This window comes from Pedobacter sp. SL55, from assembly GCF_026625705.1.
In the GTDB taxonomy this organism is placed as follows: Bacteria; Bacteroidota; Bacteroidia; order Sphingobacteriales; family Sphingobacteriaceae; genus Pedobacter.
Window position 1 is genome coordinate 3,638,964 of sequence record NZ_CP113059.1, and the last position, 14,604, is coordinate 3,653,567.

Here is a 14,604-nt window from a genome sequence, read left to right on the forward strand (position 1 = left end):
AAACATTAAAACAATGAGTGTCAAAAAATACAAATCGCTACAAGAGTTTTATCCTTTTTATTTAAGCGAACATCAAAATACCACTAGCCGTATTCTTCATTTTGTAGGTACCGCGTTGGTAGTAGTTTGCTTAATTGGTGGAATTTTATTTCATGACTGGCGTTTTTTGATAGCTGTTCCTTTTTTAGGATATGGCTTTGCCTGGGTAGGGCATTTCTTTTTCGAAAAAAACAAACCTGCCACCTTTCAATATCCTGCTTACAGCTTGGCTAGCGATTTCCTATTATTTTGGGATTTACTAAATGGCAAGCAATCTTTTAGAGCGAAATAGCTTTTACCTATCAACCTATAGATAAAAGCACTTTGGTATCCTGCTAAAACCCTCGTACCTTTAGACAAACCATAAGGTAAAAACACCACAAACAAAGACAGCTTAAAATGTTTTATATAGGTGTTAGACCAAAAGATTTATTGTACTTCGATCACTAAAATTAATTAAGCATGGAAAATAACTCTCAAGACATCAGCAAATGCCCATTTCACAATGGTAGTATGAAAAGTAATGCCGGCGGCAGCGGTACCAGAAATAGAGATTGGTGGCCAAAACAGCTCAAGCTAAATATCTTACGCCAACACTCTTCTTTATCTAACCCAATGGGTAAAGATTTTGATTACGCAGCGGCTTTTAATAGCTTAGATTACGAAAGTTTAAAGAAAGATCTGCATGCACTGATGACCGACTCGCAAGATTGGTGGCCAGCAGATTTTGGTCATTATGGAGGGTTGTTTATCCGTATGGCTTGGCACAGCGCTGGCACCTACCGTGTAGGCGATGGTCGTGGAGGCGCAGGGCAAGGTCAGCAGCGTTTTGCTCCGTTAAATAGCTGGCCAGATAACGTAAGTTTAGATAAAGCTCGCCGCCTATTATGGCCTATCAAACAAAAATATGGCAACAAAATTTCTTGGGCAGATTTAATGATCTTAACCGGAAATGTAGCTTTAGAATCGATGGGTTTTAAAACCTTTGGATTTGCAGGTGGACGCGAAGATGTTTGGGAAGCTAGCGAAGACGTGTATTGGGGTTCTGAAACCACTTGGCTGGGTAACGAAGAACGTTATTCTAGCGGAGCAGAAGGCGTAACGGGATCTGGCGTAGTAGTTTCTGATGATGATGCGAACGGACAAAAACACTCCCAAGATTTAGAAAAACCACTGGCAGCGGCTCACATGGGCTTAATTTATGTAAACCCAGAAGGACCAAATGGCAACCCCGATCCTATTGCGGCGGCCAGAGATATTAGAGAAACCTTTGCCCGTATGGCGATGGATGATGAAGAAACCGTAGCGCTAATTGCTGGCGGACACACCTTTGGTAAAACGCATGGTGCCGCTACTTCTGATCATGTAGGTAAAGAACCAGAAGCTGCCGATTTAGCAGAACAAGGCTTTGGCTGGAACAATACTTTTGGCACAGGCAAGGGCGCCGATACCATTACCAGCGGTTTAGAAGTAACATGGACAACCACGCCTACACAATGGAGCAATAACTTCTTCGAAAATTTATTTGGTTTCGAATGGGAGTTAACTAAAAGCCCTGGAGGTGCACACCAATGGGTAGCAAAAACTGATCAAGAAATTATTCCTGATGCTTTTGACACCGCTAAAAAGCATAAACCTACCATGCTAACTACCGATCTTTCTTTAAGGTTCGACCCGGCTTATGAGAAAATATCTAGACGCTTTTTAGCAAACCCTGATGCTTTTGCAGATGCCTTTGCCCGTGCTTGGTTTAAATTAACCCATCGTGATATGGGGCCAAAATTCCGTTATCTTGGCCCGGAAGTACCTGCAGAAGAACTAATTTGGCAAGATCCTGTTCCAGCGGTTAATCATCCATTAATTGATGAAAATGATACTGAAACCTTAAAGGGAAAAATTTTGGCAACCGGCCTCTCTATTGGCGAGTTGGTTTCTACAGCTTGGGCTTCGGCATCTACTTTCCGCGGTGGCGATAAACGTGGCGGAGCAAACGGTGCACGTATCCGCTTAACTCCGCAGAGATATTGGCAGGCAAATAATCCAGCGCAGCTAGACAAAGTATTAAGTGCGCTAGAGCGCATACAAAAGCAGTTTAATGAAAGCCAAACAGATGGCAAAAAAGTTTCTTTAGCCGATTTAATTGTTTTAGGTGGCGTTGCAGCTGTAGAAAAAGCAACTACTGATGCAGGACTAAATACCAAAGTTCCATTCATCCCCGGCCGTACAGATGCCTCGCAAGACCAAACAGAAGTAGCTTCGTTCGCTTTTATGGAACCTATTGCTGATGGTTTCCGCAATTATAAAAAAGGGCGCACAGCCTCTTCTACAGAAGAATTATTGGTTGATAAGGCACAATTATTAACATTAACTGCTCCCGAAATGACAGCGCTAGTTGGAGGTTTGAGGGCCTTAAATGCAAATTTCGATGGCTCTAGCCACGGTATTTTAACGCAAACACCGAGCAAACTTACCAACGATTTCTTTGTGAATTTATTAGATATGAATACCGCTTGGAAAGCTACTGACAATGATAGAGAGCTTTATGAGGGACAAGATCGAACTACAGGAGCAACCAAATGGACCGCCACCCGTGCCGATTTGGTTTTTGGCTCTAATGCAGAGCTAAGGGCTATTGCAGAAGTATATGCCAGCGCAGATGCCAAACAAAAATTCGTAAATGATTTTGTAGCTGCTTGGAACAAAGTGATGAACTTGGATAGATTTGATTTGGTGTAAGAGATCATTGTTATAATATTTAATTAAAGGTTACGTTTGTCGTAACCTTTTTTGCTTCATAAAACTGACCCTGAAATAAATTTAGGGTGGCGATTAATTAACGTTTCGTCATGCTGAATTTATTTCAGCATCAGTCTAACATATAGTCTTCAAATTGTAACAAAATCTTTTCTTTTTGCTTTTCTCCTCCAACAAAAGCATATTTGCTTAATGTGCAAAAAATCGACATATCAATTACTCATCGGCTTCTTAAAAAAGGAGAAGGATATTGTATTATCTTTTGCTCTTCTATCAACAGTATTGTTTAGCATCATTATTAATCCGATTGCTTTAAACCAAAGCAAGGATTTTATTAGCTAAACCCCGATTTCAGCATTTTTCTTTTTAAAGATCTCGGGGAATAACCACCTACGAATTTAATTTAATGCCTTAAACGTGTATGCGTTGGGTTATTTATTCATTTAATTTTCATTTCAATGGAAACAAAGTCAATTTTATTGTCTAAAAGCGATTACAAATTTTTAAACGAGCACTTAGAAAAAGCCGTTATGAGCGATTATAACAAATCTCGTTTAAGAGAAGAAGTTAAAAATGCTAAAATATTCGATGACGACAAGCTGCCTACAGATGTGGTTTCGCTTTACACCGAAGCCAAAATAGAAAGCACAGATAACAGTCAAACTTTTGTTTTTAAATTAGTTCTACCTAAAGATGCGAACATCAAACAACAAAAAGTATCTATCTTTGCGCCAATTAGCATTGCATTATGGGGTTACCAAACCGGCGACCTAATTAACTGGGAAATGCCTGATGGAATTAAAGAATTTAAAATTATCTCGGTAAGGAAACTTGCCGAAAACGAGCATTAGATTTAAAGTGAGTTATGGGCTTAATCTTGGCTAACCGACCTTGAAATAAATTCAGGGTGACGGCATGGACGGTTCACTTTTTAGCATTGGCATATTCGCCAATGTGTAATTATGAATTTTGACTTTCTAGCGTTGGCGTTATCGCCAACGTGCAATTATGATTTCAAATAATTAACCTTCAAGTGATGAAAACGGAACGAGCAGAAAAACTAAAAAAGTGGATTAAAAAACTTGGCTTTTGGGGCTTTATGTTTTTCTTAGTGAAAGGCTTGGTTTGGTTAGCTGTAGGTTATTTTATTGTCAAGTAGTTAGATAAAAGAGCAAAGAGCAAGGAATAAAGATTTCACACCTAATCGTTGCTCTTTACTCCTTGCTCTTTAGTCAAATAATCAAGTATTTGGTTCTACTTGCTATTTTCTATTCCAATTCATATTAATTAAGGGATGTCGTATTTAAACACTTTTATTTTTGTATCGGTTACTGTAGCAATGTACGGAATACCCTCTTCCGATATACGCATTGTAATTTTATCAGGCACACCTGTTTGAATTGTTTTTGCTGGGTTCCAGTTTTGAGTGTCATTATTAAATGTTTGAACTTTTAAGCCATTAGCATCGCCATGCGCAAAGTAAAGTGTTCCATTTGGATGTACGGCTAAAGCAATATTGTCTCTTTGTTAACTAGAGATAAAATCATACATCGCAAAAAAGTATTACTAACAAGCTTTTCTTGAAGCATAATCAACTAAATTACCATAACTACCAATAGTTAACCTCTCTGCATCTGCATCATTTATTTCAATATCAAATTCGTTTTCCAAAGCCATAATAAGTTCAGTCCATTCTAGCTCCTTAAAAAACATATAGTTTAAATCAAACTCAGAGTGCAAGTTAAATGATTCTTTTTTTAGGTAACAATTCAATAGCGTCCTGAACGTTTAAAAAAGGAGAAAGAAAAGTTTTAACTCATCGTTACATTTGAGGTACAAAAAAACAAACCCTTTCTCTATGGTAAATGTAACAAAACTAGGTTTTTGGGGATTTTTATTCTTCTTAGTTAAAGGCTTGGTTTGGTTGGCTGTAGGTTATTTTATTGTAAAATAACCCTGTAAAGTTAAAGCAAGGCAGCAAAACTTACCTCAAAGTCTTTATTATTTGACTTTTACTCTTTCCTCTATTCACTTTCATCTAAAACATTGCCCACCATTTAGACAATACAAAACCAACTGCTTTAAGATAGTGAAAGCACTAGATACACCACAACCTTTAAGAATAACTACAAATCCTTATATTTAGGCAGTTTTTTTTTACGCTAAAGATGAAAATTAAATTTGCTTTTTTGTTGTGGACATGCTGTTTGGTCTCTTTGATTGGAAAAACCCAAACCTCTCCCAAAATAGCATTTAGCTTATTTGAAGATACCACTGCCAGCCTAAATTTATCGGAGGTAGTACTCCAATATCATCAAAAAAAATTTAAAACCCTTTTACTACCGTCTTTTAATCCTGGCTATACCGAGTCGGTTTTTTGGCTGGCTGTTAAACCACAGTTTTTACCAAACCAGTCGCAATGGCTATTAACTATAGATAACCCACACATCAATAGGTTATCGTGGTATCAGCTTAATGAATTAGAAAAAGAAAAATTATTGTACCAAACTGGCGATTTTTACCCATTCAAACAACGTCCATATCCCGAGTTTACTAATTTCGCTTTCCCTATGAAGCAAATTGATGGCATTTATCTTTTACGCGTAGATAAAAGGAAAGAAAGCCTACAAGCTCCCATCAACATTGTGAAATATGAAGAACTGGCAGACAGATACATCAAAGGAAACCTGATCAACGGAATATTGTCAGGAACCATTGTTATGATGATTTTTTTTAGTTTAACACTCTGGATAAGCACTTATAAAAAAATATACCTCTTTTACGCTTTATACATTGGATCTTTACTGTTATGGATATGGAGCAACAAAGGCTTGGGCTTTGAGTAACTTTTGGTATAACAGCAGCTTTTTTCCAAGTAGGGCAAGGCCAATCTCTCTTTTGCTAAACATTGTATTTAGCATACAGTTTATGCAGCTTTTTATAGGGCAAACAAAAAATAACCTCTTATTTTATCCAAACAAAGCATTACAGGTTATAGCTATCATCTTTTTATTATTTATACTTTATCCAACACCTTACGAAAATTCTATAATCACGGCAAAATATGTTCAAAGCATGCTAACCGTGGTTTCCAGTATTCAAATACTGCTACTTTTTGCAAGTGTTATTGGTAAAATACGCAAGGGCGTTAAAGAAGCAAAGTTCTATTTAATTGCTTATTTGGTGTTGGCATTTTGCGGGTTTGCAGAACAGCTATATATGTATGGCACAGTAATGTTAAACTACTATGTAGCCCAATTTGCACTTTTAGGTGGTTTGGTAATAGAAGCATCTATTCTTATTTATGGTTTGGCACAAAAATTTAACAGGTATAGAAAAGAGCGTGAAGTTTTATTATTCGAAAAAAGTGAACAGCAAAAAACACTAACCGAAACTATTGTAAACGTACAAGAAAAGGAACGAAAAATATTCGCAGATAGGCTACATGACGAGATTGGCGCTATGCTATCTGTAGTTGCCTTGCATCTTAACAGTTTAAAGAAAAGCAGTATCGCTACTACCGAAAAAAGCGAAGACAAACTGTTACAGGCAGATCAGATGCTAACACAGGTAGCAGATACGGTACGTACCATGAGCCACCAAATTAGTCCGGTTACGATAGATAAAATTGGTTTCGTAAAAGCATTAGAAAGTTTGGTAGCCAGCATTAACCAAACAGATAAGATATATATAGAATTGGTTTGCATGGGGTTTGAGCAAACCGAAAACTATCCTACAAATTACCTAAACAGCATTTATCGCATTATACAAGAATTACTGCAAAATATAATTAAACATGCAGAAGCTACCAATGCAATTATTCAGCTGATAGAGCATGAAGATATAATAGTAATTATGGCCGAAGATAACGGACTTGGACTAACACCAGAACGGTTGAAAAACCCAAAAGGTTCTGAAATGAACAGTATATTTTCGAAAGTAAGTTATTTAAAAGGAACAATTGAGATTGAAACACCAGGCAACGGTACACTAATTAACATTGAGCTCCCTAACCAAAACATAAACAAATGAACAATATAAAAATCTATATAGCCGATGACCACCAGCTTTTGATAGACGGTCTTATTTCTGCTTTAAGCGATTACGCTTATATAGAGATTATTGGCACTGCTAACAACGGAAAAAAGGTTTTAAATGATATTTTTTTGAACAAGCCAGATGTGCTTTTACTTGATTTAAACATGCCGCAAGTAGATGGCTTGCAGGTAATAGAGAAAGTAAAAGCAACAGCAAACAATGTTAAAATTTTAGTACTTTCTAACTACAGTGCCAACCACATTATTAAAGAAGTGCAGCAAAAAGGAGCAGATGGTTACCTATTAAAAAATGGCTCTATTAACGATTTGGTTGCTGCCATACGTCAGGTAGCTAATGGTAATCTATTATTCGAAAACATTACCTCAGCCATTCAAAAAAAAGAAACGGCTTATTTTATGGATGATTTTATGAAAGAATACTTACTTACCAAACGTGAATATGATATTCTACTGCTTATGGCTATAGGTAAATCTAGCAACGAAATTGGAGATAAACTTTTTATAAGCGCTGCAACCGTAAGTACCCACCGCAGAAACATCCTTAAAAAATTAGGGCTAAAAAGAACCTCTGAAATTATGAATTTGGCAGTTTCCAAGGGATGGCTAAAAGACCAATGAACAAAGAACAAAGATGATACCTGCAGTTTTTATTCCTTGCTCCTTGTTACTTTACCTAAACCTAAATCCCCCTCCTAGCCTTTTCTCTGCTAATTAAAGATAATTCCCTACCCGTTTGCCCTGCTACCGAAGTGTTTTCTTGTGCTCTTCTAAATAGGTACGGCATTACGGCTTTAATAGGCCCATAAGGCACATATTTGGTTACATTATAACCAGCACTAGATAAATTAAAACTTAAATTATCGCTCATCCCCAACAATTGTGCAAAATAAACATGAGGATGATGGTGCGCAATTCCCTTCTTGTCAATCAGTTCGGTTAGCAAACGGCTACTTTCTTCATTGTGTGTACCACAAACAAAACCAATCCTATCAATATGTTCTACACAGAAACGTAATGCAAGGTTATAATCTTTGTCTGTTGCAGCTTTATCTGGTTGTATCGGCGATAGATATCCTTTCTCTTCGGCACGTTTGCGTTCCTTTTCCATATAAGCGCCACGAACCAACTTAGCACCTAAAATAAAACCTGCTTCTTTGGCAATTAAATAGTCGGCCTCTAAACCAGCTAACTTATCGTGACGGTAAATTTGATAAGTATTGAAAACGATGAGCTGCTCTTTGTTGAACTTCATCATCATTTCTATAGCTAGCAGGTCAATCGTATCTTGTATCCAAGTTTCCTCAGCATCAATCATCACAGGTACTTTTCTTTCAAACGCAGTACTACAAATTTTCTCGCAACGATTTTTCACTCTTTCAAACTCGGCAGTTTCTGTGTCAGTAAGCTGTTGTTTAGCATCGAGCTTTTCTAGCAAAGCAAATCGTCCTATTCCAGTTACTTTAAAAACTGTAATCGGAATTCTCGGGTCGCCATCTGCACGCTCAATAGTTCTAATAATTTCTTCGCAAGTAAAATCAAAAACTGCCTCTTCATCCTCGCCTTCTACCGAATAGTCCAAAATTGTACCCACTTTGCCTTGGTGCAGTTGCTCAATAGTGTGCTCACATTCTGCAATGGTTTCGCCACCGCAAAACTGTTTAAATATGGTGGCTTTAATGGCCCCTTTAATTGGCAAACCAATGTTAAGCATAAAATTAGCTACAGGCGGCCCCACTTTGGTTAAAAAGTTGCTTCCAATTATTTTGAAAAGCCAATACGCTTGCTTCAATTCGGCATTAGATTTATGAGCGAATGCGACCTCAGTATTATTGAAGTCTATTTTTTGCTTGGAAAAAGCATCCATTTTTATAAACAATTTTAGTCAGAACGCTGCAAAAATATAAATAACTGGGCATCTTAACACGAAAGACTTTCAAATAATCGTAAATTCGCAACGTCATGATACAATTTAAACTAGAAGGGGAATTTATCCCATTAATTGCCTTGTTAAAAGCTACATCATTGGTTCAAAGTGGTGGCGAAGCACAAACCATTGTAGAAGAAGGACTTGTTAAAGTAAACGGTGTTACCGAAGACCGCAAGCGCTTAAAAGTACGTGTTGGCGACAAAGTTGAATTTCTGAGCAAAACAATAGAAGTAATTTAATGCAAGCCTTAAAAAATAATGATCATTTCATCCACTTCGAAAGTGGATTAGCTCCTTTAAACGATATTTTGGCAGAAAAAAATACAGCAAGGTATTTGTATTTGCCGACTCTAATACCGCAGAAATTTGTTTGCCTGTTTTTAGGGATTTTTTGCCAGAACTCGACAACTTCGACATTATAGAAACTGATCCGGGAGAAGAAAACAAGAACATTGATTTTTGCATTGGCATTTGGAAAACTTTATTGGATTTTGAAGCAGATCGCAAATGTTTGATGATTAATTTGGGTGGCGGTGTAATTACCGATATGGGCGGTTTTATAGCATCTACCTACAAAAGAGGCATTGATTTTATTAATATTCCCACTACCCTACTTTCGCAGGTTGATGCTTCTGTAGGTGGTAAAACGGGTATCGATATTGATAATGTGAAAAATATGGTGGGCACTTTTAGCTTACCACAAGCGGTATTTATAGAAAATACATTTTTGCAAACTTTGCCACAACGTGAGTTATTGTCTGGCTTTGCAGAAATGATTAAACACGGCTTAATTGCCGATGCCACTTATTACCAAGAGCTTAAAGACAGCGATTATACCAACATCAGCGCAGCAGCCATTTATCACTCTGTAAAAATTAAAAACGATGTGGTATTGGCAGATCCGTTTGAAAGAGGTTTGCGGAAAATTTTAAACTACGGCCACACCATCGGTCATGCCGTAGAAGGTTATGCATTAGTAAATGATAAAAAACCACTTACCCATGGCGAAGCAATTGCTATTGGTATGGTTTGCGAAGCATACTTATCAGTTAAATATTGCAACCTATCGCAAGAAGAGCTAACAGAAATAGCGGGCTACATCTTATCACTTTATCCAAAATACCACATTAAACCAGAAAGTTTTGATGATTTAATGGCATTAATGCAAAGTGATAAAAAGAACGAAGATGGTTTCATTATGTTCTCCTTATTAGACCAAATTGGCAAGTGCGTTTTCAATTGTAAAGTAACTAAAGAGGACATCTTTAGTAGTTTAACTTATTATAATAGTTTGTAATACTATCCTAAATATTGTTTTGGAGATTGTATTACGCTATTTGTTTTATTATCTTTGATTAAATAAGGAGTTAAAATAAATGACAACACTGACTATACAAGTAGACGAAAAAGATACCGATTTCCTTTTACAGGTAATAAAAAGGATTAACGGAAAAGTTATAAAGTCATCAAAAAAAGACGAATTATTGAATAACATTAAAACAGGGTTACAAGAAGCTAAATTAATTAAGGAAGGCAAATTAAAAGGTTTCTCTTTAAATGATATCTGATGGCTTTAATTGAATTTGTTTATTCATCGATTTTCATTAAAAAAGCAAAACAATTAAAGAAAAAGCATGCCTCATTAGTTAACGATCTACAAAACTTGGAGAAAGATTTAAGTTTAAATCCAAAGTTAGGCACAGATTTAGGTAATGGAGTTTTCAAAATTAGATTAGCAATAAAAAGCAAAGGGAAAGGTAAAAGCGGTGGATATAGAGTAATCACTTATCATTGTATTGAAAACCAAATCAATATGATTTATATTTATGATAAATCTGAGGAAACTACTATTTCCAAGCAAGACATCATAAAAATAATTAAAGAAAGCTAACCAAAATACCGTTTCGTTATTTGGTTCAAAAACGGCAAAATAAAATTATTTTCATTTAACTATTGACAAATTAAATTTGTTGGTGTACATTTGACACCAGAAAGCAAAAATGAATTTCAACACTACATATTGGTTTGGTTACTTTTACTACTTTAGTAAGAGCCAGGACTAATATGCTTAAAGTATAACAAAGATATTTTAAAACATACAAAAAGGTCCTGGCTAAAAAGTCAGGACCTTTTTTTGTTTAACGCAATTATGAAAACAAAAACAAAGGTAGCGATACAAGGCATCAAAGCATCATTCCACGAAGAAGCGGCATTTAAATTTTTTGGTAGAGATATCGAAACCGTTGAATGCAACTCCTTTAAACAAACCTGCGATGTGTTGGACGATGACAAAGCAGACTATGTAGTAATGGCCATAGAAAACTCTATTGCAGGTGGTCTATTACCTAACTACACACTAATTCGCGAATTTAACTTTGCCGTTGTGGGCGAAGTATACCTGCCAATTCAGTTGCACTTGCTTGCTTTACCAGGAGTGAAGTTTGAAGACATTAAAATTGCTACCTCGCACCCAATTGCTATTAGACAGTGTGTAGATTTTTTCGAAGAGTTTCCTCAAATTCAAGTAATTGAGGGTAATGATACCGCTGCTTGTGCCAAAAAAATCAAAGATGGGCAACTGAAAGATACGGTAGCCATAGCCAATGCTTTAGCTGCCGAAACCTATGGCTTAAACATTATCGAAAGAAGAATAGAATCTAATAAAAAGAACTTTACCCGTTTCTTAATCCTACAAAAAAGAAAAATGGTTACTGAAAAAGGAATAAATAAAGCATCTATCTGTTTCCAAGTGGGGCACCATGTTGGCGCACTAAGTCAAGTATTACAAATTTTTGCAGAGCTAAACGTTAACTTAACAAAAATACAATCTATGCCAGTTTTGGGTCGCCGAAACGAATACTATTTCTATGTAGATATTGAATGGAAAAATATGGAGAACTACGACACCGCTATTAGAAGAGCTCTTAAATACACCGTAAACTTCAATATCATGGGCGAGTATGTGAAGAACGACAAGGTATAGATTAACTGTTGAAACTGTAGATTAGGTTAATCGACAGTTAACCGACTAACCGATTTAAACAGTTGACCAGCCTCACAACAACAAAGCAATTTAACAATAACAACAATACAAATTATCCAAAAAAATGAAACTAAATTTAAACATTGAGCCTTTAGAAAACTGGCTAACGGCAAACAACCAACCTTTATTAATCTCTGGGCCTTGTAGTGCAGAGACTGAGGATCAGTTATTAACCACAGCACATTTGCTAGCCGCAACAGGTAAAGTGAGTGTTTTAAGAGCTGGTATCTGGAAACCCCGTACTCGTCCAGGAGAATTTGAAGGTATTGGCAGCATTGGTTTAGAGTGGTTAAAACGTGCTAAAGCAGAAACTGGTTTACCTACAGCGGTTGAGGTAGCTAATGCAAAACACGTTGAAGAAGCGCTAGCTGCTGGTGTTGATATTCTTTGGATTGGTGCTCGTTCGACAGTGAACCCTTTTACAGTTCAAGAAATTGCTGATGCATTGCAAGGACACGATATCCCTGTATTGATTAAAAATCCAGTAAACCCAGATTTACAACTATGGATTGGTGCTATCGAGCGTATCAACAAAGCGGGTATCACTAAAATTGGTGCCATACACCGTGGTTTCTCTTCGTTCGAAAAATCATCTTTCCGTAACGAACCGATGTGGGAGATGGCTATTCAGCTGAAAACGCTTTGCCCTGAATTGCCAATCATCAACGATCCAAGTCATATTTGCGGTAACCGTGAATTGATTCCTTACATCTCTCAAAAAGCATTAGACTTAGATATGCAAGGCTTAATGATCGAGTCGCACTTAGACCCATCGGTAGCCTGGACAGATGCTAAACAACAATTAACTCCTGCTGCTGTAAGCGAATTAATGGATCGTTTAACGGTACGCGAACCAGAATCTGCAAACGAGGCATTTGTAGATAAATTAGCTGATTTACGTAAATCAATCGATAAAATTGATGATTTATTGTTACAAAAACTAGGCGAACGTATGGCCATAGTAGAAAAAATTGGCGAGTTCAAACGTGATAATCAAGTAACTATTTTACAAGTGAACCGTTGGGACGAGATCCTTAAAAAAGGAACAGCTTTCGCTAAAGCGCTGAAGTTAGATGTTCCTTTTACCGAGAAATTTTTAGAATTGGTACACGGCGAGTCTATCCGCAAGCAAACAGAAATCATGAATGCTGGCAAAGCAGTACAAGAAGGCATTGCCGCCGAGCAACACACAGAAGTAAAAGCTTAATTTTTTAAGTAGACTACTTATTTTTTAGGATATTAATTTTGGCCAACCGTCATTTCGAACGAAACAAAGTGCAGTGAGAAATCTCTAACCGAAGCACTTCTGCTGGAGATTTCTCCTCGTTCCTCGTCGAAATGACGGCAAACCAAAACAACTTTAATCCTATATCCACCTAATACCAACCAAACCATGCATAAAAATGCGATTGTTTCTTTTAAAGGAACACAAAATATACAAGCGGAAATACAATTGACAGGCTCAAAAAGCGAATGTAACAGAGCACTGATCATTAAATCGTTGAGCAAAAATTTGGTAAAAGTAGAAAACTTATCCAACGCTGCCGACACCGTTACTTTAAATGCTATCTTGTCTGATTTAGATACACACGATAGTGACCGACAAAGTGCTAAAACAGTAGATGTTGGTCCTGCTGGCACTGCAATGCGCTTTTTATCAGCCTATCTTTCTGCCAAAAACGGCAATTTTCTGTTAACAGGAACCGAACGCATGAAGCAACGTCCCATCGGGATTTTAGCGGATGCCTTAAAGGAAATTGGCGCAAATATCAGCTATGCAGAAAAAGAAGGATTTCCGCCTTTAAACATTAATGGCCCGTTAAACCAAGCAAGTTCGCGTATTAAAATCAAAGGCGATATTAGCAGCCAATACATTTCGGCTTTGCTGATGTTAGCCCCAACCCTACCACAAGGTTTAACTTTAGAAATTGTGGGCGAATTAACTTCTAAACCTTATGTAGAAATGACTTTGGCCATGTTGGCCGAATGTGGAATTTCACACGAGTGGAATGGGAATTTAATCACTATCAGCCATCAAGCCTTCCAGCCTTCAACTTTAATTGTAGAGCCAGATTGGAGTGCTGCCTCTTATTGGTACAGCATTGTGGCCTTGGCAAAAGAAGCCCAAATCAGTCTTCCGCATTTGCGTGAGAAAAGTTTACAAGGCGATAGCCAAATCCAACAGATTATGGAGATTTTTGGCTTAAGCACTACTAAAACTGATAACGGAATTGCTTTTAAGAAAGATAGCGCAATAAAAGACACCGACAAAGTTTTAGACTTAAAAACATGCCCAGACTTAGCGCAAACCATTGTGGTTGTGGCAGCCGCTTTAGGCTTAAATATGGCATTTACAGGTTTAGAAACCTTAAAAATAAAAGAAACCGACCGAGTTGCTGCATTACAAAACGAGTTGGCTAAAATTGGTGTAAAGCTAAATGAAGATAACTTGGTTTACACTTTAGATTGTTCTGGACTGCATTTCCCTAAAAAAGTGAGCATTGCTACCTACGAAGACCACCGTATGGCCATGGCTTTTGCTCCTCTAGCTTTACTAATTGAAGAGCTAGAAATTGAAGACTATAACGTAGTTGAAAAATCTTATCCTTATTTTTGGGAAGACTTGAAGAAAGTGGGCTTCTCTGTAGAAGAGCAAGGATAAAGGAATAAAGAAAAAAGAAAGTTGTCAGTTTTCAATTAGCAGTTTGTCAGACTAAGCATGTCGAAGTCTAAACATTACAACTTTTCAACCTTAGAACAATTTAACAATAAAGCAATTCAACA

General features: G+C 37.0%; 14 protein-coding genes and 1 pseudogene. 13 read left to right on the plus strand and 2 right to left on the minus strand.

Features of this window, described 5'->3' with window-relative positions; all coding sequences use genetic code 11:
- Nucleotides 1-13 precede the first annotated feature (13 nt).
- From OVA16_RS16245 to OVA16_RS16255, 3 genes are all read left to right on the plus strand, one after another.
- Complete coding sequence (locus tag OVA16_RS16245) at nt 14-331, plus strand: DUF962 domain-containing protein (protein ID WP_267761558.1); 318 nt, start codon at nt 14-16, stop codon at nt 329-331.
- A 170-nt stretch (nt 332-501) separates the two neighbouring features.
- Nucleotides 502-2,775, plus strand: coding sequence for a catalase/peroxidase HPI (gene katG / locus OVA16_RS16250; protein WP_267761567.1), 2,274 nt, complete (start codon nt 502-504; stop codon nt 2,773-2,775).
- Nucleotides 2,776-3,251: 476 nt separating this feature from the next.
- Nucleotides 3,252-3,644, plus strand: coding sequence for a GreA/GreB family elongation factor (locus tag OVA16_RS16255; RefSeq protein ID WP_267761570.1), 393 nt, complete (start codon nt 3,252-3,254; stop codon nt 3,642-3,644).
- Between the two features lie 715 nt (nt 3,645-4,359).
- Here the strand turns inward: OVA16_RS16255 and OVA16_RS16260 are convergent.
- A complete protein-coding gene (locus OVA16_RS16260; RefSeq protein ID WP_267761573.1) occupies nt 4,360-4,566 on the minus strand; it encodes a hypothetical protein in 207 nt (68 codons plus the stop codon).
- A gap of 395 nt (nt 4,567-4,961) precedes the next feature.
- On the opposite strand from OVA16_RS16260, the pseudogene OVA16_RS16265 reads away from it, so the two are divergent.
- The 3 genes and pseudogenes from OVA16_RS16265 to OVA16_RS16275 form a co-directional block, all read left to right on the plus strand.
- A pseudogene (locus OVA16_RS16265) lies at nt 4,962-6,396 on the plus strand (7TM-DISM domain-containing protein); the annotation flags it as partial.
- Nucleotides 6,385-6,825: a sensor histidine kinase gene (locus OVA16_RS20160; protein ID WP_420712350.1), complete on the plus strand. Its 441-nt coding sequence runs from the start codon at nt 6,385-6,387 to the stop codon at nt 6,823-6,825. The pseudogene OVA16_RS16265 and the gene OVA16_RS20160, both read left to right, overlap by 12 nt.
- Nucleotides 6,822-7,469: a response regulator gene (locus tag OVA16_RS16275; protein ID WP_267761576.1), complete on the plus strand. Its 648-nt coding sequence runs from the start codon at nt 6,822-6,824 to the stop codon at nt 7,467-7,469. The genes OVA16_RS20160 and OVA16_RS16275 overlap by 4 nt, the downstream gene beginning before the upstream one ends.
- Before the next feature lie 61 nt (nt 7,470-7,530).
- On the opposite strand, the gene OVA16_RS16280 is transcribed toward OVA16_RS16275, so the two are convergent.
- Nucleotides 7,531-8,715, minus strand: a complete 1,185-nt coding sequence (locus tag OVA16_RS16280) for a proline dehydrogenase family protein (protein WP_267761579.1) — start codon at nt 8,713-8,715, stop codon at nt 7,531-7,533.
- A gap of 95 nt (nt 8,716-8,810) precedes the next feature.
- On the opposite strand from OVA16_RS16280, the gene OVA16_RS16285 reads away from it, so the two are divergent.
- The 7 genes from OVA16_RS16285 to aroA all read left to right on the plus strand — a co-directional run bounded on the left by OVA16_RS16285 (nt 8,811) and on the right by aroA (nt 14,482).
- Nucleotides 8,811-9,017: an RNA-binding S4 domain-containing protein gene (locus OVA16_RS16285; protein ID WP_267761581.1), complete on the plus strand. Its 207-nt coding sequence runs from the start codon at nt 8,811-8,813 to the stop codon at nt 9,015-9,017.
- Between the two features lie 130 nt (nt 9,018-9,147).
- Nucleotides 9,148-10,074: a 3-dehydroquinate synthase gene (gene aroB / locus OVA16_RS16290; RefSeq protein WP_420712327.1), complete on the plus strand. Its 927-nt coding sequence runs from the start codon at nt 9,148-9,150 to the stop codon at nt 10,072-10,074.
- A gap of 79 nt (nt 10,075-10,153) precedes the next feature.
- Entirely contained in the window at nt 10,154-10,345 is a 192-nt protein-coding gene (locus tag OVA16_RS16295; RefSeq protein ID WP_267761583.1) for a hypothetical protein, read from the plus strand.
- Nucleotides 10,345-10,668 carry a type II toxin-antitoxin system RelE/ParE family toxin gene (locus tag OVA16_RS16300; RefSeq protein ID WP_267761585.1) on the plus strand — a complete coding sequence of 108 codons (324 nt, stop codon included), beginning with the start codon at nt 10,345-10,347 and terminating at the stop codon, nt 10,666-10,668. Before OVA16_RS16295 ends, OVA16_RS16300 begins: the two co-directional genes overlap by 1 nt.
- Nucleotides 10,669-10,926: 258 nt before the next feature.
- Nucleotides 10,927-11,760 carry a prephenate dehydratase gene (locus OVA16_RS16305; protein ID WP_267761587.1) on the plus strand — a complete coding sequence of 278 codons (834 nt, stop codon included), beginning with the start codon at nt 10,927-10,929 and terminating at the stop codon, nt 11,758-11,760.
- Between the two features lie 124 nt (nt 11,761-11,884).
- Complete coding sequence (locus OVA16_RS16310; RefSeq protein WP_267761589.1) at nt 11,885-13,027, plus strand: chorismate mutase; 1,143 nt, start codon at nt 11,885-11,887, stop codon at nt 13,025-13,027.
- A 186-nt stretch (nt 13,028-13,213) separates the two neighbouring features.
- Nucleotides 13,214-14,482 (plus strand): 3-phosphoshikimate 1-carboxyvinyltransferase, encoded by a 1,269-nt coding sequence (aroA, locus tag OVA16_RS16315; protein WP_267761591.1) that lies wholly within the window; start codon nt 13,214-13,216, stop codon nt 14,480-14,482.
- Nucleotides 14,483-14,604 lie beyond the last annotated feature (122 nt).